The 23,966-nt window shown below is 37.8% G+C and carries 23 protein-coding genes; 13 read left to right on the top strand and 10 right to left on the bottom strand.

What is annotated here, in order from left to right:
• Window positions 1–29 precede the first annotated feature (29 nt).
• The 4 genes from QNI22_RS05295 to QNI22_RS05280 all read left to right on the top strand — a co-directional run bounded on the left by QNI22_RS05295 (window position 30) and on the right by QNI22_RS05280 (window position 4,187).
• A complete protein-coding gene (locus tag QNI22_RS05295) occupies window positions 30–1,478 on the top strand; it encodes an ABC transporter permease (protein ID WP_314509581.1) in 1,449 nt (482 codons plus the stop codon).
• Between the two features lie 2 nt (window positions 1,479–1,480).
• A complete protein-coding gene (locus QNI22_RS05290) occupies window positions 1,481–2,848 on the top strand; it encodes a DUF3526 domain-containing protein (RefSeq protein WP_314509580.1) in 1,368 nt (455 codons plus the stop codon).
• Between the two features lie 23 nt (window positions 2,849–2,871).
• Window positions 2,872–3,567 carry an ABC transporter ATP-binding protein gene (locus QNI22_RS05285; protein ID WP_314509579.1) on the top strand — a complete coding sequence of 232 codons (696 nt, stop codon included), beginning with the start codon at window positions 2,872–2,874 and terminating at the stop codon, window positions 3,565–3,567.
• Between the two features lie 119 nt (window positions 3,568–3,686).
• On the top strand, window positions 3,687–4,187 hold the full coding sequence (locus QNI22_RS05280) for a hypothetical protein (protein ID WP_314509578.1): 501 nt from the start codon (window positions 3,687–3,689) through the stop codon (window positions 4,185–4,187).
• 37 nt (window positions 4,188–4,224) lie between these two features.
• Here QNI22_RS05280 and QNI22_RS05275 read toward each other — a convergent pair whose 3' ends face one another.
• Together QNI22_RS05275 and QNI22_RS05270 are read right to left on the bottom strand one after the other, a co-directional pair.
• On the bottom strand, window positions 4,225–4,614 hold the full coding sequence (locus QNI22_RS05275; RefSeq protein ID WP_314509577.1) for a hypothetical protein: 390 nt from the start codon (window positions 4,612–4,614) through the stop codon (window positions 4,225–4,227).
• 574 nt (window positions 4,615–5,188) lie between these two features.
• Window positions 5,189–5,407: a hypothetical protein gene (locus QNI22_RS05270; protein WP_314509576.1), complete on the bottom strand. Its 219-nt coding sequence runs from the start codon at window positions 5,405–5,407 to the stop codon at window positions 5,189–5,191.
• Between the two features lie 259 nt (window positions 5,408–5,666).
• Between QNI22_RS05270 and QNI22_RS05265 the strand changes: the two genes are divergently transcribed.
• The 3 genes from QNI22_RS05265 (at window position 5,667) to QNI22_RS05255 (ending at window position 7,525) form a co-directional block, all read left to right on the top strand.
• The gene (locus tag QNI22_RS05265) at window positions 5,667–6,185 is read left to right on the top strand and encodes a hypothetical protein (protein ID WP_314509575.1); all 519 of its coding nucleotides are present in this window, start codon (window positions 5,667–5,669) and stop codon (window positions 6,183–6,185) included.
• Window positions 6,186–6,269: 84 nt separating this feature from the next.
• On the top strand, window positions 6,270–7,130 hold the full coding sequence (locus QNI22_RS05260; protein ID WP_314509574.1) for a helix-turn-helix domain-containing protein: 861 nt from the start codon (window positions 6,270–6,272) through the stop codon (window positions 7,128–7,130).
• A 38-nt stretch (window positions 7,131–7,168) separates the two neighbouring features.
• Complete coding sequence (locus tag QNI22_RS05255; protein WP_313984967.1) at window positions 7,169–7,525, top strand: VOC family protein; 357 nt, start codon at window positions 7,169–7,171, stop codon at window positions 7,523–7,525.
• 419 nt (window positions 7,526–7,944) lie between these two features.
• Here the strand turns inward: QNI22_RS05255 and QNI22_RS05250 are convergent, their stop codons facing one another.
• Window positions 7,945–8,643 (bottom strand): XAC2610-related protein, encoded by a 699-nt coding sequence (locus tag QNI22_RS05250; RefSeq protein WP_314509573.1) that lies wholly within the window; start codon window positions 8,641–8,643, stop codon window positions 7,945–7,947.
• 138 nt (window positions 8,644–8,781) lie between these two features.
• Here QNI22_RS05250 and QNI22_RS05245 point away from each other — a divergent pair, with 138 nt between their 5' ends.
• Together QNI22_RS05245 and QNI22_RS05240 are read left to right on the top strand one after the other, a co-directional pair.
• Window positions 8,782–8,997, top strand: a complete 216-nt coding sequence (locus tag QNI22_RS05245; RefSeq protein ID WP_314509572.1) for a hypothetical protein — start codon at window positions 8,782–8,784, stop codon at window positions 8,995–8,997.
• Between the two features lie 264 nt (window positions 8,998–9,261).
• Complete coding sequence (locus tag QNI22_RS05240; RefSeq protein WP_314509571.1) at window positions 9,262–10,032, top strand: hypothetical protein; 771 nt, start codon at window positions 9,262–9,264, stop codon at window positions 10,030–10,032.
• Between the two features lie 115 nt (window positions 10,033–10,147).
• Here the strand turns inward: QNI22_RS05240 and QNI22_RS05235 are convergent, their stop codons facing one another.
• Entirely contained in the window at window positions 10,148–10,543 is a 396-nt protein-coding gene (locus tag QNI22_RS05235; RefSeq protein ID WP_314509570.1) for a RidA family protein, read from the bottom strand.
• A gap of 155 nt (window positions 10,544–10,698) precedes the next feature.
• Entirely contained in the window at window positions 10,699–11,289 is a 591-nt protein-coding gene (locus tag QNI22_RS05230; RefSeq protein WP_314509569.1) for a Crp/Fnr family transcriptional regulator, read from the bottom strand.
• Window positions 11,290–11,568: 279 nt separating this feature from the next.
• Here QNI22_RS05230 and QNI22_RS05225 point away from each other — a divergent pair, with 279 nt between their 5' ends.
• A complete protein-coding gene (locus tag QNI22_RS05225) occupies window positions 11,569–12,057 on the top strand; it encodes a hypothetical protein (RefSeq protein WP_314509568.1) in 489 nt (162 codons plus the stop codon).
• A 36-nt stretch (window positions 12,058–12,093) separates the two neighbouring features.
• On the opposite strand, the gene QNI22_RS05220 is transcribed toward QNI22_RS05225, so the two are convergent.
• The 3 genes from QNI22_RS05220 to QNI22_RS05210 all read right to left on the bottom strand — a co-directional run bounded on the left by QNI22_RS05220 (window position 12,094) and on the right by QNI22_RS05210 (window position 13,645).
• Window positions 12,094–12,453 carry a DUF3027 domain-containing protein gene (locus QNI22_RS05220; protein ID WP_314509567.1) on the bottom strand — a complete coding sequence of 120 codons (360 nt, stop codon included), beginning with the start codon at window positions 12,451–12,453 and terminating at the stop codon, window positions 12,094–12,096.
• A 174-nt stretch (window positions 12,454–12,627) separates the two neighbouring features.
• A complete protein-coding gene (locus QNI22_RS05215) occupies window positions 12,628–12,795 on the bottom strand; it encodes a hypothetical protein (RefSeq protein WP_314509566.1) in 168 nt (55 codons plus the stop codon).
• Between the two features lie 100 nt (window positions 12,796–12,895).
• Window positions 12,896–13,645 (bottom strand): DeoR/GlpR family DNA-binding transcription regulator, encoded by a 750-nt coding sequence (locus tag QNI22_RS05210; protein ID WP_314509565.1) that lies wholly within the window; start codon window positions 13,643–13,645, stop codon window positions 12,896–12,898.
• A 144-nt stretch (window positions 13,646–13,789) separates the two neighbouring features.
• On the opposite strand from QNI22_RS05210, the gene QNI22_RS05205 reads away from it, so the two are divergent.
• Both QNI22_RS05205 and QNI22_RS05200 read left to right on the top strand, forming a co-directional pair.
• Entirely contained in the window at window positions 13,790–16,840 is a 3,051-nt protein-coding gene (locus QNI22_RS05205) for a SusC/RagA family TonB-linked outer membrane protein (RefSeq protein WP_314509564.1), read from the top strand.
• A 12-nt stretch (window positions 16,841–16,852) separates the two neighbouring features.
• On the top strand, window positions 16,853–18,187 hold the full coding sequence (locus tag QNI22_RS05200; RefSeq protein ID WP_314509563.1) for a RagB/SusD family nutrient uptake outer membrane protein: 1,335 nt from the start codon (window positions 16,853–16,855) through the stop codon (window positions 18,185–18,187).
• Window positions 18,188–18,362: 175 nt separating this feature from the next.
• Here the strand turns inward: QNI22_RS05200 and QNI22_RS05195 are convergent, their stop codons facing one another.
• Both QNI22_RS05195 and QNI22_RS05190 read right to left on the bottom strand, forming a co-directional pair.
• The gene (locus QNI22_RS05195; RefSeq protein WP_314509562.1) at window positions 18,363–20,300 is read right to left on the bottom strand and encodes a WG repeat-containing protein; all 1,938 of its coding nucleotides are present in this window, start codon (window positions 20,298–20,300) and stop codon (window positions 18,363–18,365) included.
• 264 nt (window positions 20,301–20,564) lie between these two features.
• Entirely contained in the window at window positions 20,565–22,013 is a 1,449-nt protein-coding gene (locus tag QNI22_RS05190; protein ID WP_314509561.1) for an RNA polymerase sigma factor, read from the bottom strand.
• A 611-nt stretch (window positions 22,014–22,624) separates the two neighbouring features.
• On the opposite strand from QNI22_RS05190, the gene QNI22_RS05185 reads away from it, so the two are divergent.
• Window positions 22,625–23,911 (top strand): carcinine hydrolase/isopenicillin-N N-acyltransferase family protein, encoded by a 1,287-nt coding sequence (locus QNI22_RS05185; RefSeq protein WP_314509560.1) that lies wholly within the window; start codon window positions 22,625–22,627, stop codon window positions 23,909–23,911.
• The last annotated feature ends 55 nt before the right edge of the window (window positions 23,912–23,966 follow it).

Below are 23,966 nucleotides of genomic sequence, written 5' to 3'. Positions count from 1 at the left end.
AAGCACTTAGCCTATAAATATATATTTTCATGCGATTTTCTGTTTTAAGAATTTTATCCCGGCAGGTTTATAGAAGTACTATCAAAAAACGAAGCACACTCTGGCTGATCGGGATTTTTAATCTGATGTTATTGTTTGCAGTAGTGTCAGGATATCAAATACTGACAACTCAGCAACAGATAGTAGACGAATATAGCCATCAGGTGCGTCATCGCTGGGAAAAAAGTCCTGATAAGCATCCTCATCGAATGGCACATTATGGTTATGTGGCTTTTCGTCAGAAGTTTCCGTTGAGCTTCTTTGACTTCGGAATGGATAGCTATGTAGGTAATGCTGTTTTTCTGGAAGCCCATAGGCAAAATACTGTTAATTTTTCAGAGGCCAGTCTGTCTAACGGATTGTTACGGTTTGGAGAGATTTCGGCTGGTTTGATTTTACAGCTTTTGCTGCCACTGGTGATTTTTTTCTGGGGATTCGATCTGATATCTGCTGAACGTGAAAATGGAACTCTCCGGATTTTACTCACGCAGGGTATCAGTTGGCCGGAATTAATTATAGGTAAATGTCTGGGACTGTTTTCTGTATCGCTGACCATCTTTGCACCTGTAGCAGTGATAAGTCTCATTTTGTTGTTTTGCAATGAGGCCATAAGCGAGAATTGGCAGGCATTGGGTTACTTTGCTATACTGGTTGTAGCTTATTTGGTGTACTTACTTATTGTTTCATTGCTGGCTGTTTTTGTTTCTGCAAAAAGCAATACTTCCAAATCTGCCCTGACTAAACTGATCGGTTTCTGGTTGTTCTTTACACTAATACTTCCAAAAATTTCACTGGTAGCAGGGCAGAGTTTGTATCCTTCGCCCTCTAAGATTGAGTTTGATACAGCCGTAGAACAGGAACTATTGGCTCTGGGAGACAGTCATAATCCTAATGATCCTCATTTTAAAGCACTAAAAGATTCCTTGTTACAAGCATATGGCGTAGATTCCACCCACAAGTTGCCATTCAATTATGGTGGCTATGTAATGCGGGAAGGAGAAAGACTCAGTGCTGAAACATATAAAAGACATCAGACAAAGCTGGTAGCGATTTATCAAAAGCAACAGAATGTAGTGCGACTGACTGCGTTGTGCAATCCCTTTATGGCTATCAAAAATCTGTCAATGGCACTCTCTGGAACTGATTATGCCACTTACCATGATTTTGAAAATCAGGCTGAGGCATACCGCTATAAGTTGGCCCAGACAATGAACGAACTGCAAATCAAGCTAATCAGTAATCCCACCAAAGGTTCATCAGGCAAGCAGGCTATCATTAGCCAGAAGCACTGGGCTGAGTTCCCTGATTTCAGCCATCATTTCCCCACCTTTGTCCATGTTTTTCAGCAGGAGAAACTTGCTATTTTCTCTCTGATCATTTGGATATCAGGGTTGTATTTTCTGGTAACGTTATCTTCCAAGCATTTTAAAGCATTCTAATTATGACAGGGTTACTGATTAAAAACTTCGTTCGTTCAAAAGGACTAATGACAGGGCTTTTGTTGTTATTTCTCTCTGGCTTGATAAGTTTGAATGTAGGTAAACATTTTCTTGAAAAGAATCAACAGATTATTCAGCAGACGGCCCACTTCCAGCAGGAAAACATAGATCGGAATGTGAAATATGTCAATAAGGAAATAGGGCTTTTATTATACTATGTACGTTTTGGGTTAGCAAATGATACTCCTAATCTCGCAGGTCTTTCTATTGGGCAACGGGACATTAATCCGGCTGTACTAAGTGTCACTATTCGTAATCTGGAAGAACAGAAATATACTACCGATCTGATGAACCCAATGTATCAGCTGATTGGCAATCTGGATTTTAGTTTTGTGCTGATATACTTTTTTCCACTAATCATCATTGCGTTTTGTTTCAATCTGATTTCAGAAGAGAAAGAAGAAGGAACCTGGAGTCTGGTACTGAGCCAAGCAATTAGTCCATTGAAGATGTTAAGGCTAAAGCTATGTATCCGGTATGTAAGTGTGCTTACAGTGCTATTGTTATTGCTGGTTATCGCTAAATTTTATCTGGCTATTCCTGTAGATAATGCTTTTGTTGCCTTTGGCCTGACCGCTATTTTATATATAAGCTTCTGGTTTAGTATGTCCTGGTTGATTGTATCGTTTCACAGAGACTCAAGTTACAATGCTTTGTTACTACTTATTGTGTGGGTTCTGCTTACTATAGTGATTCCTGCTTCCATTAATGCAGCTATTGTTCATACATATCCTATACCTGAAGCATTTGGAACGGTATTGGAAAGCAGGGAGGGATATCATTCCAAATGGGATCAGCCAAAAGAGCCAACCATACAAAAATTCCAGAAGCATTATCCGCAATTTAACCGATACAAACATCCGGAAGGTCAAGACTATAGCTGGCTTTGGTATTATGCCATGCAACAGATGGGAGATGATGAAGCTGCTGTGCATGCAACAGATTTGAAAACAAAACTTCGGAAACGGGAGACAGCCAGTTCGATTATTGGTTTGTTTGTGCCTACGATTCATACACAGCAGAACTTTAATCATCTGAGTCAATCAGATATGGCTAATCACTTGAACTTTATAGAAGAAGTGGAAAAGTTTCATGAACAGAAACGTTTGTATTTCTATCCGAAAATATTTACAGACTTTGCCATTGCAGATGAAAACTGGAAGGCATTTCCGCTTGCGTATTTTCAGGATAAGGTATCTGTCAGCTGGAGTTCGGTCCTGATTCCTGTGTTTAGCATCTGTGTTATTTGTGTGGTCTGGGCTGGGATTAATTTCAGAAGACCATTGGAACGCAATGTGCATTATCAGTAAATTATTCATTGTAAACAAATTATATGCTTACTGCTAAAAATCTCACTAAAAAATACGGAGACTATATTGCTCTCCACAACTTAAATTTGACTATTGAAGCTGGCGAAATATTTGCTTTATTGGGTCAGAACGGAGCAGGTAAAACTACTACTATCAATTGTTTTCTGGGTTTTATAGAACCTAGTAGTGGTCAGGCAAATATCGATAATATTTCAGTGACACAAAATACAGCTGAAACCAAAAAGTATCTGGCTTATATCCCTGAAACAGTAATGCTGTATGGCAATCTAACCGGAATTGAAAATCTTGAATTTTTCTCTCAATTGGCCGGATTTCGTTATTCAAGAGAAGAACTATCGGGCTTTCTTTCCAAGGCAGGCTTACAAACAACAGCACATAGTCAGCGGGTAGGAGGGTATTCAAAAGGGATGAGGCAAAAGGTTGGAATTGCCATTGCGATTGCCAAAAAAGCAAAGGTATTACTACTTGATGAGCCTACCAGTGGGCTTGATCCGAAAGCTTCCAATGAATTTTCTGAAATCCTAAAAGAACTATCGCTGCGGGGAACAGCCATCCTGATGGCTACACATGATATATTCCGTGCCAAAGAAGTAGCCCATCGTATCGGAATTATGAAGGAGGGACATTTGGTTTCTGTGATTGATTCCAGAGATATCTCTGCAACCGAATTAGAGCAGTTGTATTTGCAAACGGTATAATTGGGTAATAAAATGTTTTGTTTTATCTATCTTTCTAAGACAATTATTTGCCTTATACTTGGTTTAAACAATAACATCATTTAATAATGAGACGTACATTAGTTTATACCTGCCTAAGTATGTTCTTCACTATTTTTAGCTTTCAGATCAAGGCTGGAAGTAGAGAAGATCCAGAGACATTTGATGCATTTGTTAAAGCTGTACAGGAGAATCATCTCATATCCGTAAAAGCGATAAAACAGTATGTTAAACTGGATAATTCGTTCTTTAAAGGCCAAAGTATATTTAGAGGAGAGTTTGGGATGAAGGTAACAGGTAATTTTTATGTTATTATACTTAAGCATTTTCAGGGGAACTATGTAAAAGATATCCTGATTACATTTAACAAGATCCATGAGCAAATTACTTACAAAAGCATTATTTCAAGTTGTAAAGAATGCAAGTCCACAGACCTGTTTGCCGATCTAAGCTTTGAAAGTGAGGAGAGAAGAAAAGTCCTGATCGAATACTATGAACCTATTTTTCAAAAGGCAAAGATTTTGGAAAGTCAACGAAAGATTAAAAAAACGGAACATTGGTATATAACAGACAAAGGCTATATTCTAAAAAGTGAGTGGTAAGCTACTTTTCAATACTACCTACAGAAAAGTAGTTTACTTATGGTTTAATCTCCAACATACCTTTTGCAATCTGCTCTTTTATGCTGATAAAAGATGGATTGTTGCCTTCTTCCCATTTTTGACCTCTAAATATCAGTGTAAAGTACTGATAGCTATCTGATCTAATACTGATGTTTAGAGTGTCATCTTTGGAGGGTGTATAATCAAAATCAAAACAATTGCCCTCATTTAGTAGCTGTGCAATCGTCTCTGCAGTAATCCCACTGCCCAGATCCTGGGTTGGACCCATAACTCTTCCAATAAGGTGTTCTTTTTTAAGCCCTACCAGACGTGACAATACCCACATATAGGTGTTTTTCGGATCTGGTGTTCCTTCAGATGTAACAATGCAGGTACAAAACTTTATTTGAGAAGTATTTTCACACATAAGATTATAGACTTTGGTGGGGTTAGTAATTTCTGCTCAGATACATGTTATCTGGATAGCTAACTGTAAACTTATAATTTTTGCAGATATACCAAAAATATAATAGGAAAGCCTATTCTAATAGAACAGCAATTTATACTACAATGATTGACTGTGTAATACTTTTTCTTTGGTAGACCTCAAGCTGCGAGTAGAGTAAACCAATATCAGAAAACCAATAAACAACACACTTGCTATAATAAATTCTAGACGACTACCTTGTTTAGATGATCTTTGTTCATGCAACAAATAACTTCTCAGATCCCAGTCGTATAAAATAATATATGATTCCTAGACAGAAAGTACAGGATTACCTGCCTGACAGGGTTCACTTACCATAAATCTGTGACTTGCCAGTGGGAGTAAGGTAGGGGGCCTGTTTGTATCATTCAGCAAAAATGGCTTCTTTGGCAGGTTCTGATTGAGGACGTTTGCTCCCGGATTTTATCCATACTCCGTTTATACCTTTGATATCTTCCAAAACCGTCCGGTAAGGCCTGTCCAATCTGCTCCGGATTTACTGTTCATCTGTGAACTAGGTATAGAAAAAAGGCTTTTCTTCTGTAATTTCTTCTTCACCATTTTCGGAAGAGCCTGTATCGCAAGTCACTTCTTTTCTGTCAATGGTATGGAGAATCTTTAAAAATTCACGATAGTCAGGTGTAAACCGGATTGCATACTTTTTTAATTTCATCAATCTGTGTTTCATCCATTCCAATCCATTTGGCACCTCGTATCCAATTTTCACAAGCATTCATCAGAGTTTACATTTAGATCTGCATTCCAGAAGGATTCTGTACGTTCTTTGAACCAATGTAATAACTCCGTGATATTTTCAGGCATAGTATGCATATCTGTTTTATTGTTCTGCAAAATAAGAGTTACCATACTCAGTCTATTTACGCAGGAGTTGATTTTTTGCTTAAAAAACTTTGTGAAGAGGATACCTGATGTCGACTTGGCGTATCTATGGGAAATGATGTAACGCTAGTGTACAATAAAAAAGCATTCAAATGAATACATTTACAAAAATACTGTTTGGACTTGCTTTGGTACTAATCCTGTACGGTTGTTTATGTAGACTTCTATCCGTTTATTTCTTTTGGGAAAGTGTCTATTTAGGATGGTTCTTTCTGGTTTTTGGATTAATCGGGTTTCTTATTTATAAAATAAAAGAAAATCAACATGAACAAAAGTTTACAAATGTAAAAGCTGCAAGGGTTGCAATAGGTTTTCTGGTGTTTGTTCTATTAGTACAAGCTCTCCTTTTTATCAATCTTTTATTTTCAGATGCCTATAAGGTTACAAAATCTTATCTAATAAACAATACGGCATTAAAAGAAGAAATAGGAGTCATTCAGGGTTTTGTAATAGCTCCTGTTGGAGGAATTCAGAAGGCAAGAGATTCAAGTGGTGAATATGGCAGTGCCACTATTAGCCTGATTGTAAAGGGGGAGAGAAAAATTATAGAACTGATGATAGTAGTTGAGAAAGAACCACAAGGAGAATGGGAAGTAGTTGATATAGAATAATATTGGCATAGAATAACACTTTTTTGTAGTTTTACCAGAGTAGGTTATTTAATAGATGTTGTACTCTATATAGTTACCTTCTGTATGAAAACGCAAACGAGTACATCCACTACATATATTCCAAAAGGCATTCTGAAAGAATTTGTTGGTTCTATTGTACATCTGAACGGACTGGGTACAGGGATTGCGCTTCAGCGAGTATATCAGACAATCGTAATTAATATAGGTGCCAATTTTTTTAACTCTGATCCCTATAATACAGAACCTTCAAAAGAACATTTACCTGCTATCTGGATTAATGGAAAACATGAACATCCGTTTGCATTAGAAAATCCAGGTGTCATATCTCTATATGTAATTGGCATAAAGCCCGGTATGTTGCCTTATTTTTCTCGTGTACCTGTAGTTGAAACCAACAGCCAGGCACTATGTGCTACCTATTGGGCTGAATCAGATATATTTACGTTGAGAGAACGATTGTTGGAATTTACAGATTTACAGACAGGTTTTGAATTAATAGAAGCGTATTTTACTGGCAGACTTGAAGGTAAGGATTTTCTATCGCTTCCAAAGATTCATTATTTAAGCAAAGCTATAACCAACAATACTGTAGCGGAAATTTGTGCTACATTGGGTTGTACACGAAAGAAGTTAAGGGCAGATGCTATTCAGTATTTTGGAGCTCCAATCAAAAACATGCAAGGGATTATACGTTTTGGACAGCACCTGACTGCTATAGCCAATCAGCCACATCAGTTTCTATCTTCATTACATTCGTTCTACGATCAGGCACATTTTATCAAGGATTTCAAAGTCCGAACGGGTATGACTCCAGGTCAGTATCGTTTGCTTTGCCAAAAATACTCCCAAATCCGATACAGTCCCAATTTTATTCCTCTTCCCAAGGAAACATTTTTACAATTTATTGCCAGCCATCCGGACTAACTTTGTTCAGTAATAGTTACTTAAACCCTTACTGACATATGACAGAATCAACCCACCCTGTAGTATTTTTTGATATTGGTTGTAAAGACCTTGACAAAACAACTACATTCTACCAAAGCTTATTTGGCTGGACACCCTCTGGTATCCCATTTGCTAATCTACTCAACACTGGTTCTCTGGAAGGCATTCAGGGACAGATTACAGCATTGGGACACGAACCGCATAATTATGTGATTGTATATATACAGGTAGATGATATCAGTTCACATTTAGACAGAATTATAGCTGCAGGTGGACAAAAACTGGTTGGTCCGGTAACACTCCCTAATGGAAAGCAATTTGCCTGGTTTAAAGATTTGGAGGGTACTACAATGGGTTTGGTGACAAAGGTATAGATAGTGTTTATTCGAAATATTCCATAACCTATGGATCTATAAGAACTTAATACTAATACTAAAAGCCGGCTTCTATAACGCCGGCTTTTAAATTTTTTAAAGATGCATAGAAAATAGTTTATTGGTCTTAATTCGACTTGGGAGCGGTCTCTTTAAATAGTTGTATTTTGCTTGTTGTAGGTACTATAAAGTTTCTGAAAAAATAACTTCTGGGAATTGCGATTACAAAAAGTATATCCAATTGACACAAACTATAGTGAGCATTTTTTTAGGAAGTTGGGTAGTAGATAAAAAGAATAAGCTCATACTACTGCAAATAGTTGTGTTTGTCCTTTAACTGGCTGATGTATAAATTTGAGATAATCTACCCATTATAACAAGTCTGTTTAACTACTTATCTTGTTTTATAATTTGGACTATTACTTGTTACATACATTTATCAATTTATGAGCCTTATTATCCCATTTGCCTGTATTTTTGTCAAGCTGATAAATATTCTCCCCCATCTCACAAACGCTAGCATGGACATATGTCACTAAAGTTTTCGTTTTATAATCTATTTTTGTTGGAAAATAAATCATTGAATCGGTAAGGAATCTTTCTGGAATAAACTTTTGATTTGGGGTCTGAATAAAATAACTATAGAATGTTCCTCCATTGCCTCCTGAATCATTAATTACTGCGATATCTTCTTTGTTGTCAAAGTTTAAGTCTGCGATTACTATATCTCCATAATAATTATCTACTATATCTTTCTCAATATTTTGTCTTGTTGAGTATGACAAAACGTTCTTACAATCCATAAACGTATCACTAAAGTAAAAATGAGAAAGTATAGATATACTGTCAACTAATTTCTTTGTTATCTTATTTGTCAGGAATAATTTAACAATACAAGAGTCCTGTTCTTCTTTCATACTTTTATAGCGCTTGAAATTTACTTTAATGTTAAAGCTTTTGGATAGATTCAAATGCTCACACTCTTTTGTTGAAAGAGAATCATAAACATGCTGCGGTTCTACTATAGAAATAGCTGAGTCTGTATTTAGTAACTTTGATTCTTGTTTTGTTGAACAACCACAGATCAAAATCATCAACATCAATAGCTTTTTTCTCATTACAAGTACCTTGGTTATAGAGTGTGTCTCTTCTTCTGTTGAAGATTACTAAATGCGATTAGTTTACCAGAGAAAACAAATTTCACTAAAGCCCAATATCATTTACAATCAAAAATAATTTTAATCTCTGCCACATTGATGAAAAAAAGAGTAACAGTTTGTATTGGTATCCTACTTACAATAGTTAGTTCTATTCATTTATTTGCACAAATTAAAAGTGTTGACCGACCTAATGTAATTGTGATCCTACATGACGATCAGGGTACACTTGACTTAAATAGTTATGGTGCCAAAGATCTCAAAACGCCTAATCTGGATAAACTGGCCTGGGTAAAGGAAATTGTTGAACAATAATAATCTGTAAACACAAAGCTGAAGCTTTTTTATTTAAAGAGAGTTCTGTGCTTCATTTTTTTATAGATCTTATAACATTAACAAATGGAGAAAATAAATAGATTGAAGTTTTAGATATGAGTAAAAATTTCTCTCACTATCCTGATTAATTTTGAAGTTCTAAATATTTTAAGCAACGAAGTAAAACGTGGACACTTCTTTATGATGAAATTTATACCTCTGCTTTTGTTGTGTTCCTGTAGTTTGTTGCAGCCCCAAAGGAATGTGTCTGGTAAAAAAATATTTCTCAAAAAAATATCTCTAGATGCTTCTTTCCAGTCTACCTTTTTAGTAGGCGATGAAGATGTAATTCGCCACAAGCTTAGAGTTTATTGTAAAGATAGACAGACATGGGCTGATAAATTACTTCCTAATTATTATTATGGAGACAGAACGGATAGTGTTTGGCATGTTAAGTTAAATCACAAGCAAATAAAACTTTGTAATGATTTCTTGCAAAAAGCCAGGAGCCTTCCTCAACAATGTGAGCAACACTTTACCTTTTTTACTAGCGTTATTACTCCAACTGATACACTAATAATTCAGGGAGAATGTGAATGGGGTAAGTTGGGATATCATCGTGTAGAACATGAATTATTTAAGCAATCATTCAAAAGATTAAAGAGAAATCGAGATGCATTAGAAGATCAACTAACTTCCACTTTGAATGGTCGATGGTATATAACAGTTCTATCAGATACAGGGGCAGATAGATTGATACTACATAGATTACCATCTGGCTCTAATAAGTATTGTTCATGGAATTTTTCATCAAAATATTCTTTTAAAAGTGATTGCTCTACTATTCTGCCAATGCCTTTTTCAAAGAAGTACAGATTAGATATTGATGAAGGAGAAATTTATTTACATATACAAGCTGGTGGAACACTTACAAAGGATCTTGAATTTATTGATGAGAATCCAGGTGCAGACTTTGTTATCGAATCATATTCTAAGACTGAAGTTATTCTGCTTCTGCTATGGAAAAGAGTTTAACATATTTGCAAAGTCCGATATGATACAAAAATTAACATGACAGACATTAGAATTTGATTTTGCCTTTATATTATCCTACCATAATTTTTACCAGCTATTTTCTATAAATAATCTGTTATTTCACCGCCGTTGCCTCTATTTCAACCAATAATTCCGGAAATATTAAGCGGTTGACTCCTAAAAGATTTATAATAGGTTTGGGTTTTGCCTGTTTCAATCTTTCTTCAAGTTGTGCATAATTTTCGAATAAAAGGTCGAAGTTAGTTGTATATACTACCAAACGGATGACATTGGTCCAATGGTAGCCTCCTTTGGTTAATACAGCTTCCAGATTATTAAGTGCTAATGTTAATTGCGCTTTCATATCGTTTGCATGCAATGGCTTACCTTCCGGACTGATAGAGGCTTGTCCTGCACAATACAATATTTGTGAACTGCCAGTTGTTTCAACAGCTTGTGAAAAACTAAAGTTATCCTGCCATGTCCAGGGATTAACAGATTTCTTGTCCATATGTGTTTTTAGAATTTTGTAGTGTCTGTTACTGAAATAGTTGCGAACCAGATCATCGGTGGTACAAAATTGTATTTGAAATCGTAAGGAGGACGATGAGGTAGGTCAAAAAAAAACGTTGATCTATGTCAACGTCCGTTTATTAAAAGTTGGAATTATTTTTTTGCCGATTGGTTTCGTATACGGCTAAGGGTTTCTTTGGTTATACCCAGATAGGAGGCTATTATGTGTTGCGGAAAGCGTTGGATAAATTCAGGATAGCGTAGGGTTAGCTCTTCATACCGTTTCTCTGCTGTATCAAACATAGAGGCCCGCAGTCGTCTTTGTGAAGCAATGGAATTGTTATCATCCAGTTTAATTCGCATCTCATTAAAAGCCGGGATCGCATTGACTCGTTCATAGTACCCGTTTGCTTTCGGAAGTAAGAGCAAATCTGTTTCTTCCCATGCTTCAATAGCATAGATGGAAGGCTTTTCTTTCCAGAAACTTTCTCTATCTGATGCCCACCAATTTTCAATATACAGCTGGATATTATGTTCAGAACCTTTCTGATCTACCGTATATTGCCGCATGGCTCCTTTTACGATAAATCCAAAGTGTTTGCAAATATCTCCTTCCTGCAAAAAGAACTGCCTTTTCCGTAATTTTTTGTAGACAAAAGACTCCCGGATTAAAGCAATGTCAGATGAAGTGAGAGGGCTTTGCGAACGTTCCTGGATGTAATGGATCAGAGAATCATATATCATTGAGTAAAGATAATGGGTTGGGTTATTGTTTGTCAACTGTAAAAACATAAGTTACTCTCTTTGAAACCTGGAAAGTTTATCAAGAACATCTATCTCAATTATTGAGATATGGATAAGATATTACTGAAAAGACACGTAACGGGAATGAAGCACTGCTGCGACTTAATTAAAAAAATCTTATATCTTGGAAACAAAGGTCTGATAAAGTATAATAGGAATACCTGAAGGATCAACAACAAGGTTTAGTAAAAACTGAAAATCGTTAATAAGAAAACTATAATGGGACATCATATAACAGCTATCCTCTTGAAAGGAGACTACGATATATCTCTGGCAGAATCCTTTGATTTGCTCGGTGTCAGATTAGATAAGACAATTACAATGTTCTTTATAGATAGCTATTTTTCTGCGTATTGGCAGGTAAAGCTTGGAATAACTGGTTTCCTGGATAGAAACGATGCTGACTATCTTCCTTCGGAAAATGTTCTAGCTCATTTAATGGAGCAAATTTCCAAACAAAAAGATCCAATTTTTGCTTTGATTGAAACGGATTACTTTGGTGGTATGGGAAAACAGTATGCAAATGTTTATACAAACAAAGTACTTGTTGACAAAAATATCAAGACAATTAACCAGGCTTTAGCTTATCTGGGAGTAAAAAGAAGAAGTAAATTAGATGAATTTGATACAGTTGGGCTTGGTAATTACAGGTCAAATCCGGAATACCTGGAAAAATATATGGATCTGGCTAATGAACTAGATCTGTAGATTAGTAGGTAAAGAAATAACTGATGAATGTTTGACTCAATTTTCCTTATATGGATTGAGTGTATCATCAAAGTATTCACAACTGTTTTTCACTCCGACGACCTTTCCATCAAAGATAGATTTACCATTGCTACAAAGTCCAAAATCCCAAAAGTAAAATCTGCCACTGTTGGGGAGAAAATAAGTACAATCTCTACAATGGTTATCGAATGCCTTTGGAGGAAGTGTTTTCTTCCAGCGATTTGCACAATTTTCTGCGTGTGCATCAGCTATTTTATCTACATCTGTAAATTCGTCTAAACTGTATTTGGTCCAATTACCGGATGTATGAAGAACTATACAGTTTTCTATTGTATCATTGGTTTGGCTATACACTTCCAAAACAGGAAAAGACACGCCTTGTGTGAAAATATCTAGCTGATAGGTGTTCTCAAAGAATAGTGTCAGATCTGTTTTGTTCCGATAAGTAATAGAAATCAGTTTCAGACCAGTTAATTTTTGGAGATAGCGATCATTGTGCTTGTTGTCTTCAAAAGACCCTGTCAGGAAAATATCATTTAGAGATAATCGTCAGGCAGCTGAAATAGTCTCAATGCACCATTCCGGATTTACAAGATTCTTTATAAGTAACTGTGTTTTATCCTGATATTGACTGAAGGGAAGTAGTAAGTGCCCTGCAAAGCCACAAAATGGTTCAATGCAGTGAAGGCCAATAAATACTTCTAAGGGTTCATTCATTATCTTTCTCTTTACTACCTAAAGACTCTGATATATATCTTAGCACAACAAAAAGTAAATTATTAAAATGCTATACACTATGAAGGCTATAGTATACATGTTATAAAATATCTAACCCTGACATGCGAAATGGTGTCAACTTTTCATCAAAAGGATCAAGTTCGGTAATCAACATGTGAATGGCACTCAGATCACAGACCTTGTAACGTTGGATAGAGTTGATTTTGGCTGATAAGGTAAGAGATATAATCTTGCGGGAAGAGCGGATTAGGGCTTGTTTTAATTCCACAATTTCCCAGTCAAACTCTGATAGGCCAAAGTTAACATCCAGATGACCTGTGCCTAGAAAACATAAGTCTACTTTAAGCCTGTTAAGCAAGTTAAAGGCTTCACCTCCAGTTGTAACCATAGCATCAGGAGAGAGTTTACCACCTATTAAAATGGTTTCAATAGTAGGAAACTGAGCGAGTTGCATCGCTACAGGCAAACTGGGTGTAAAAAAAGTGCACCGCAGGTTTTTAGGAAGTAAGCTGATAAGCTCCAGATTGGTTGTTCCTCCAGTAATAAGAATGGCTTGTCCATCCTTAATTAATCTACAGGCTTTTTCGGCAATAAGCAATTTGTTTGCCCGGTCATAAATTTCTTCTTCACGAAAGCTAAAAGGATTGAATGATTTTGCTACTGCGCCACCATGTACTTTTTTAAGTTTCCCTTCTTCATGCAATTCTTTTAAATCTCTGCGTATAGTATCTTCTGAAACCTGGAGTTTCTGCGCAATATCTGTCAGTAGAATTCTGTTGCGAATATTCAGCTCACTGAGAATATGCTGATGACGTTCTTCTTTAAGCATAGATGTATATATCTACTAAATAATATACTATTTGCAATATAATTCAATATTTGAGGAAATATTCTGCGTTTCACTTCTGTTTATTGCAATTTATTTCGATATTTTAGAAATGTCATACTTTTATTACCTAATCCAACCTGACTTATGTACCTAAATTTACGATGGTTCAACAGGCTGTATCATTTAAAAGCAGTCTTTCTTGTATTCGTTATGGGGCTTCTGGCCCAAAAAGTAACTGCCCAGACTTCCTCCGAACACCTTGTGAAAGGAACCGTGACGGATCTGGCAGGTGAGCCTATTCCTGGCGCCTCTGTTGTTGTTATCGGATCTGGCAGAGGAACACTATCTGGTGCCAACGGACAGTTTTCTCTGACTATTTCCAATGCAACCGGACAATCCGTTGCCATTCAGGCCAGCTTTGTAGGGTATCAGAATACAACAGCACAGATAAAGGCAGATGCTGGAGGTAGTAGTACAGTTACCCTTCAGCTAAAACAAGATTATCTTGCCCTTGATGAGGTTGTAGTGACAGGAACTTCAGTTGCTACCAGTAAGCGACAACTGGGAAATGCTATTTCTACTGTACAGGTAAGTAATCTTCCTTCTACTGCTTCTACTTCTATTGATCAGTTGCTTACCGGTAAGGTTTCGGGAGCACAAATCACACAGAACTCAGGTAATCCGGCGGGGGGAATCAGTATTCGGTTGCGCGGACCCAGTACAATTGTAGGATCGTCTGATCCCTTGTATATTGTAGACGGGGTTATTGTGAATAACTCATCGCCTGAAATTATTGATCTTGGTGGATATGCGCAGAATCGTCTGGTAGATATTAACCCCAGTGACATCGAACGAATCGAAGTAATTAAGGGAGCTGCAGCTGCAGCTATTTATGGTTCAAGGGCCAATAATGGGGTAGTACAGATATTTACCAAACGCGGAAAGGAAGGCAAGCCTCAGGTAGAATTTTCTACACAGCTTCGAATGAACGAGATACGCAAAACGCTTCCATATAATACGGTTCCGTTTCGTTTTACTAATACTACGGCCAGTGATCTGACAACAGTTCCCGTGGAACGGTATGATTACCAGGACAAGATATTCCGCAAAGGTATTGGTACAGAAAATTACCTGTCAGTATCAGGAGGAACCGGAAGTACGCAATATTTCTTTTCGGCATCTAATCTGTACAATCAGGGTATTATTGATAAGACTGACTTCTCCCGAAATGGAGCGCGTCTTCGTATTCAACAACGATTTGGGGAGAAGGCAAGCTTGTCAATAGGTTCTAACTATACCTACAGCACTAGCCATGAAGTACCCAATGGTGGGATCAATGAAGCATATGGAGCGCTTACCGGATTTATCTTTGCCAACAACTTTATTAATCCTGACCCGAACCCTGCTACTGGCATTTATCCTTCTACTGCACCTTCGGTCGTACGTAGAACCAATCCGCTGGAAGCTATTAACCGATTCAAATTCAGCCAGCGGATAAGCCGTTACATTGGAGATGTTCAGTTAGTGATTACTCCTTTTGCAGGACTATCATTAAATTATACACTGGGTATAGATACATATTCTCAGGTTGCTCAAGGGTATATTCCTCCTAATAACACAACCCCCACATATAATCAGGGATATGCACGCCGGGGTGATCTCAATGTGTTTCAAATCAATAATGATCTGAACCTTTCCTATCAGACTCATATTGCTGACTGGCTCGAATCGACAACTGGGCTGGGTGGTACTATACAATATGACCGTTCCTATCTGACAGGGATTACTGCACAGCAGTTAGGCACATTTGGCGAAACGATCAACAATGGTTCCAATATTGTAGCCAGTGAAACACGCACCGAACGGGCTATTATGGGTGCTTTTGTTCAACAGACATTTGGCATTGCACAGAAATTATTCATCACAGGTGCTGCCAGAGTAGATGGTTCGTCTGTATATGGAGTAAACAATAGATGGCAGTTCTTTCCAAAAGTGAGTGGTTCCTATATTCTGTCCGAAGAGAAATTCTGGAAGGATAATCTTGCAAATGTTGTGTCCTCATTTAAGATTCGTGCGGCCTGGGGGCAATCGGGTAACCTTACTGCCATTGGTGCCTATGATCGCTTTACAAATTATGCTTCTGCTTCTGTTGGCTCACTGATAGGATATACAGCTCCACTTACATTAGGAAATTTTGATGTGAAGCCCGAACGGCAAACAGAATTTGAGTTTGGCGTTGATCTGGCCTTAGTAAAAGATCGTATCGGAATAGAGTTCTCCCATTTTAAGAAAGATGTAAAAGACCTGATTCTGAATCGAACACTGGCTCCTTCTTCAGGGTATAATAACCGATTCATCAATGTAGGTACCATGACCAATTCAGGTTTTGAAATACAACTCAAACTGGTACCATTGCAAACAAAAGCCGTAAAATGGAATTCTACGTTTAGCTATACACACAATAAAAATGTAGTCAATGGGGTAGAAGGTAATGGTGTGCTGCCTTTTGCAGGTGGTTTCGGACAGGTGGCAGCTGTAAACGGGTATCCGCTCGGTGCTTTTTACAGTACATTCTTCGCTCGTAATGCAGACGGGAGCCTGTTGCTCACTGCTGCCGGACTGCCCCAGCGTGAATTAGGCACCCAAGGAGCCAATGGTACCTATACTGTAGGCCGTAATGATAATGGACAACCCACAGGTACAGTATTGTCCAAAGTTATAGGCAATCCCAATCCCAAACATATTATTAGCTGGATCAACGAGGTGGAATGGAAACAATTCTCCTTCCGTATGCAATGGGACGGCATGCTGGGTTATGACATTTTTAACTTTACCAAGCGGGTAGGTGACCGTGATCTCTATGGTGGGTTGAAAGGATATGAACCTGAGTTGAGAGGTGAAGTGCCAAAAGGTACCAGTGCTGCGTTGTTCAGTATTTTTGAAAACTGGATTGAGGATGGAAGTTTTGTGAAGTTGCGTGAGTTGTCTGTATCGTACTCACTCAAGCCAAAGGTTTTGGGCATTCAGGGCATGCGAATCTTTGTCGCCGGGCGTAACCTGCTTTCTATTGACAACTATAGTGGCTATGATCCGGAAACCAACGCTGCCGGACAAACCAATGCTGTGCGGGGTTTTGACTTTGTGGAGGTTCCTATTCCACGTACCTATGCTATTGGGGTAAATGTTAAATTCTAAATCGCTTATGTTATGAAAATCCGATTATCTGTATATACAAAATTAGTAGCCTTTATTCTTATATGGGCAGTCTCTGCATGTTCGCTGGATATCGAAAACGTAAATGGTCCTACAGATCAGCAGGTAGTAAACTCAAGGGATGGATTAATCACATTGAGTGTAGGGATGCGCCAGGTCTATTCTACACTGGCACTGGAGTCTATCATTTTGACACCCGGAACCACCGCCAGGGAGTTACGGGGTATCACTACCTTTACCAATATCATTGAGATAGATCAGGGGGGGAGTGCATTGCCAAACTTCAATGGCAATGTGTTGTCACTTTGGCAACGGCCTTTGCGTGTAATGGCTATGGCAGAAGATATTATTATGAATGCACCTTCTGTATTGTCTTCTGATCCAACTATGCTGAGTGGAGTAACCGCACATGCTCAACTGATGAAGGCTATGTGTCTGGGAAGTCTTGCACAGTCCTTTACCTATGGTATTTCACAAACCAGCATCACAGGCAGTGCTCCTTTTCAGACTCGTGATGAATTGCTGGATCAGGCTATATCGTTGTTGAAAGAAGCGGCCGAGACTATTGCTATGACACCTCCTTCTACTGAATTCACTACACGTGTAACAGGTACGGAATTTGATCTGCCCAATACAATTCAGGCATATCTGGCCCGCTATTCACTCATGGCAGGCAATTATGCCGATGCTATTGCAGCTGCTAATTCTGTGTCTCAAACTGTTGCCTCCCGATTTATTTATACCAATCTGGCTCCCAATCCTTTGTATAACCAGGTGCAAATAGCTAAAAATTATGCGGCACGTGATAATTTCGGACTTCCAACTGCATTCACAGAATCTGGTGATCAGCGTGTCAGTTTCTATTTTACAACTGATAAGACTAGTTTTCAGGACGATGCCATTGTAGGGCTGAAAGGATTTGCAACGGCTATAGATCAACCTATTCCGGCTTATATTCCTGATGAGATGAAGCTGATCATTGCTGAAGCTATTGTACGTAGCAGTGGAAATCTCAATGAGGCTGTAGAACAGATCAATGCCGTAAGAACGCAAACCTCTGGTGATCCTTTTGGTATTCACGCAGGATTGGCCGCTTATGCAGGTCCGGTGACAACGGATGACCTGCTTACAGAAATATACAAACAACGGAGTTCGGAACTGTACCTGAGTGGTCTGCGTCTGGAAGACAGTCGTCGGTTTGATCGTCCTGCTCCTCCGGATGATGTAGTACCTGTTCCTATCACATTTGAAAGATCCCGCAATTATTACCCGTTCCCATTACAAGAACGGCAAAATAACCTGAACACTCCTGATGATCCAACACTATAAGTAGAAGAGATCTATTACAAAACTGCAGGAGTACTTCCTGCAGTTTTGTGTTTAGTATGATTTGCTATGGTTATTGTTACAGACATGGAAGAAATCAAGCCGTTAGATGAAAAAGTGAGGCTTTGCAAGTTGTGTAAGATTGAGTAAATACAACAGATGTTGAGTTACATGAGATTTATTCTTCATTCAAACCAACTAAGCCAATTGGAATATGCCCTTGTTTGCGCCAAAATTGTGCAGGATTAATACTTGCTTCAAAAGTATTGCTATACATCACCTCTAAATTTTTTTGCCCTTCTGTGTGTTTATATTCGAGTCTTGCCCGTAACAAAGTTTTAAATTCTCCTTCATATTGAGGAATGGCAAACTCCCAATAGTTGTGTCCTTTTAGAGGTATAGTATGATAGCTATATCCACATCTACTCTTCGGTAAATACTCAATGTCTCGCCACTGCCCTTTTTCGTCCAAGGCTTGCAGATTAATAGATAAACGACCATCCTGTAGTTCAAAAAAGACAGGATCTGACTGGGTATTGGCTATATATAATGTAATACCCTCATATTTTTTTGCAAAAGCAGCTTTAGCTTCTGGCATCACTTTCATTGTAAAAGTATTGGTAGTGAAAAAGTAATCTCCAGGATGTGTATAGCTGGATGCGATTTCTTCATATTCACTCCTTTCATCAGGTTGAGGATTCTTTGTTATATAAAAGTAACCTGACTTCATATAATCGATATTGAAGTGTTGGCTAGATGATTTATTTGATCTGTTCTCCTTCTCCTGCCAGACTACCTTTCCTGTTTGGTTTACATAGTTTTCTCTTCCTTCCGTTCCTGTTCTCAACAATCCTTGTGCAAAGCCTTTCGTATAATCGACCCATTTAAAAGAAGCTGGTACTACTGTATTAGTTTTCAAATCCCAATAACCGATACGAAAATCGGGATGCCATTTTTCCAGATATAATACACTGTCTTTGTAATAGGCTTGGTCATATTTTACAACTTTGGGAGTTAATAGAATGGTGCCATTGGTATCTATAGCTGTTATTCCTTGTCCTGTTTCGACCAATGCAAAATTCTCCGTAAAGCCATCTGTTAGTATTCGACGAAAGGGTGTTTGTGTGATTTTTTTGCCCGTGCTGTCAATCATAAACCATTGTTCGTTTATTCGAGCAAAACTGCGGTTGTTACAAAAGGGGAGAATGAGTTCAAACTTTGGATCCATGAATAAAATTTTTCCATCGGCATTAACTATTCCTCCTGCTGCATAATGGCCCGTTTTTTCTGTCTCAATGAAAATAGAGGTAAGGTTCTCTGAGAATGAAGGAGACGCAGAAAGGGTATGAGTAGGAGGTACCACAAACCTCAATTTTCCAGTAGTGTCGATAATGCCTTCAAATCCGGCTTTAGTCTTTGGGGAATCATTATATAGCCTTACAATACTATATCCATTATAGAATTGCGGAATGTATCTGTATTTGTCATAGGGAACAATTATTTTGCCACTGGTATTGATGACGCCAAACGGATATCTTTCCCTTGTTTTTTGTTGAGCACTCTGCGTCTGTTCCAGCCCTATCACAACTGCTATACCATCTGAAAACTTCCGTATCTGGTAATAGATAGTATCAATCACCAGCTTGCCTGTGATGTCGATTACACCTTGCTTTTGGGTAAAGGTAGTGACAATAAAAAGATTAGGGTACTGCTCTGAAGCAAAGTTCCAGTCTTTATAGGAATGCTCAAAATAAATCCTGCCAGCAGCATCAATGAGATATTTTTTTTCATTCTTATAGACAACTGCTCGACCATTAGCAAATGGGACTGCATAGTCGTATATAGGTGGAATAACATATTTCCCCTGAACATCTATATAGCCGTATCGTCCCTGAGATCGGACAGGAGCCAGTCCCTCACTAAATGGGCCAGCCTGTTTGAACTGCGCTGGAATGACTAGTTCACCCTGTAAATCTATAAATCCCCAGAGTTCATCTATTTTCACTGGAAACAAGGAGGCTCCTGCCTTAATAGGTTTTATAATCAAAGGTGTGGGAGAGACCAATAATCCTAAAGCTAAGGCACCCGCTATTAATAAGATGAATAGTCTGAGCATAGTAGAAGATATACGTTTTTTGTGAAACGTAAGAGAGTTACAGATTATTGGTAGGGAGGATTGTAATTTTATAGAGGGAGGTAACAATAAGATAGGAAATTGTCTCTGTGTACTGAGAAAAGAAATTTTGGTTATGAGAATAGTAGATGGGAACGTGGTTAGCAGTCAGATGAGAAAGGAACAGCTTTAGTTAGTACGACTTTAGTACAAAATTCCAGACAAACATCGTGTTGCCATTAGATGTTTGTCTGGAATTTTTATTTATTATTCAGCAAGTGAAATCTCTACAACCACAGACATTTTTTTATCTCCATATTTTTTTGCTATTTCCTGTTCAGATAATTCATTTAACTGATATTTTTTATCTGATAGTTCAATCGTTTGATCAAGCTTCATGGGTGTTCCATCTACCACCAGATAGTCGATGTGATTAATAAACGAAAAGGTGCCATCTCCCTTAAATTTTTGCGTGTTCATATTTACCCTTACATTACTACCCTTTAAGATAAGACCTCTGTCGGCTGGCGACCAGGATAGTTTTGAAGCATAGAAAGTTCCCGATAATCTTTCCTTTCCGGTTTTGGTAGCAGGTTTTTCTTGCTGGATAATTGTTGGAGGCTCTACAACACTAACAGAAGGTATCTTCTGATTTTTCAATGAATCAGAGATTGTATGCTGCAAGGCTGTGGAATCCAAACTAATAGCCGGGATGAGTAATAGTCCTAATGTGTGTAATGGTCTCATTTTTTCTATAGGTTTACTGTTTTCAGTATGTATGATGGCATTTTCTGAAATGGTGGCAGTTTTTGTATTAGAAAAATGATTGACCATATAGTTACTGGAAACAGAATCAGGGATATTTCCACTAGCTATTGCAACAGGGTTCTCAACTTTTACAGGAGTTTTAGGCTGACTATCTGAATAAGAAAGCAGTACAGAGATAGCGACTATGCTTACCGTAATGATGGAACCTGTGCTTATATTCCAATACAGCTTAGGTATAGTGGGAGAGGATATATGTTGTGGATTATAAACGTTTCTGAAATTTTCTGTTTGAAATGAGGACGTTTTTTGAGGAGATATAGCTAAACTACCTAGCTGCTGTTTACAAAAGAAATCTACACCCCATAATTTATAGGAAAGTAAAAAGAACCAGAATGCATGTTTTCTCCTGGTTTTTTCCCCAGTTTTTGTAACTAACAGTTCCTTAATTTTTTTTCTGGCTCTTGCCAGATGCGACTTGGATGTGCCCTCACTGATGCCTAACTGTGCTCCAATCTGTGCATGGGTATAGTTATCCATGACGTATAGATTAAACACCAGTCTGTGATGTTCTGGCAAATGACCAATGATGTTTAACAGATCGGCCTCGGCGACATTGCTATAGTCTTGTAAGAGATTGTCTTCGTATATTTCCAATAATGGTGTAGCATCTGGCAGAAGGGTAGTGTCGATTCGTATTTCCAGCGGATTATATTTCTTCCGTTCACGTAGATATTGCAGTGCTACATTGACAACTATACGCCTCAACCATGCCTCAAAAGGTCCTTTGTTTGTGTATGTTGAAAACTTATCCATCGCAACCATAAAGGCATCATGGGCTAAATCTTCAGCAATCTGCCTGTTTTGTGTATATCGTAGGCAAACACCAATCATTTTGGCGATATTCCGCTTATAGGCAATACCCCAAAAACTTTTTGTTGTATCATTCATATCAAGACCGTTGATTGAAATGATGCTTTTTTTAGAAAGGGTTGCAGTTAATTGGAAAAAATATTTTTATGAGACCAGGATATTATCATTCTGTTAACTCAAAACTTTGTTCTACTTTGACGTGCTTTAATACAAAATTAAACCTGCCTTCTATTCAAACAAGATTTTATCGATTCAAAGAGTTTGACAGAGAACCAATCTAGTTACATCAGGAACAAAAAGCTTTAACACTGGTCGATCTGTATCCGTTTATACTCAATTGGTGCAAATAATAGGTGTATAATTAATCATACATACTATGATGGAGATATAATTATCTCTGGTTTCTACAAAAGTCGTAATATGACTGACAGATTTATCTTTTTCCTTCTTTCTTCAATTTTAAGGATTTTAAAAGATATGGTGCTGCTCAAAATCTGGGCATTTGAGTAACGCCGCAAAGCATGTTAAGGTTATTCAATTGTTCGTTACCGGATACTACTGTGTGCGCCTTCGAACACAGTAGTAAGTCTATATAAGCCTTTGCATGGTTAAATAGTACATTTTGAGTATTGGCACAGCATTTGGGCCTAAGACATTACATTACTGGATTTTACTATGGTATTACGAATATGAAAAAAGGTATACTTTGTTGTCTGCTCATTTACTGCATGTTCATTAGTCAAATGTCTTTGGCTTGTACTATACTTTCCTGTGCAATGCATGGTGAAGCATATGCGGCTGCCAATGAAGACGATTACACGCCATTTATACGAATCTGGTTTAATCCTGCATCAAAGGAAAGGTATGGATCTGTTTGTTTTGGTGCACCAGACCTACAGATAGCCACAGCTATGAATGAGTATGGATTATTTTATGACTATACAGCTCAGTATAGTATAGATGCTGCTAAATATCAGTTAAAGAATCCTTACAATGGAGACCTCTTTTTTGAAATCATTAGCAAATGCAAAACAGTAGATGAAGCATTGGCATTCCTGGAGAAGCACGACTATACGGCAACCTCTCAGGTATTACTTGCAGATGCAACGGGAGCTTCGGTAGTGATACATGTAGGTGCAAAAGTCAAAAAGACAGGAATTTATCAGATTAATACCAACTTTGATATTTTAAATGTGCCTACCCATAACTACTCTTGTGGAAGATACGATATTGCTGAACGAATGCTCTCCTCTGCTAAATCTCTATCTGTGCCCTTTCTTAGGGACATTCTGAACGAAACCCATCAGGAAGGAGCTTTGTCGACCCAATATTCAAATGTGTATGATTTAAAGCGCGGGAAGATTTATGTCTATCTGTTCCATAATTATAGTCATGTGTATGAAATAGATCTGAAAAAAGAATTAGCAAAAGGATATCGTCTGGAAATGCTTGCTGATCATTTTCCTGTTTCGTTTGCTTATCAATCCTATGTTCAAAGCCATCCTTTATACAGGAAAGAAACTATCATGTCTGAGATCAGAAAGAAGGGCGTTTCCACTACTGTTACGAAGTATATTTCTGAATTAAATAATAGCAATACAACTAAGGTTGATAGTGCTTTGGTATTGTCTCTGCTTGAAGTAGGAATACAATTAATCAAAGATGCCAATAATCAACATACAAATGGCCAGATGTGGGAGTATTGGTTTAGTCTTCCAAATGGATACTATGTGAAACAATATGATGATGAGCGGATACATTCTGCCTCACAGCTACTCGTTGCATTACTAAATAAGGCATGGAATGATGTCAAATACAAAAACTTCATTCTGGAAATGCTTGCTTACTGTGATATGGTGGAAAGTAAGCCTTCTGTAGCTATAGAGCGGTACCAAAAACTAATAGTAGACCCTTCCCAGACATTCCCCGTAACCTATAACAGAAGCAGGGAAATGCTTAGCAGAATAAAAAGATAAGGACAGTAGTACACAACCAACAATGATTTTCCTGTATTTTGTAAACAAAGCGTAT

The sequence above is a fragment of the Xanthocytophaga agilis genome (genome assembly GCF_030068605.1).
Classification (GTDB): domain Bacteria; phylum Bacteroidota; class Bacteroidia; order Cytophagales; family 172606-1; genus Xanthocytophaga; species Xanthocytophaga agilis.
The sequence above is the reverse complement of the archived record's forward strand: the minus strand, read 5'-3'. Positions and strand labels throughout refer to the sequence as shown.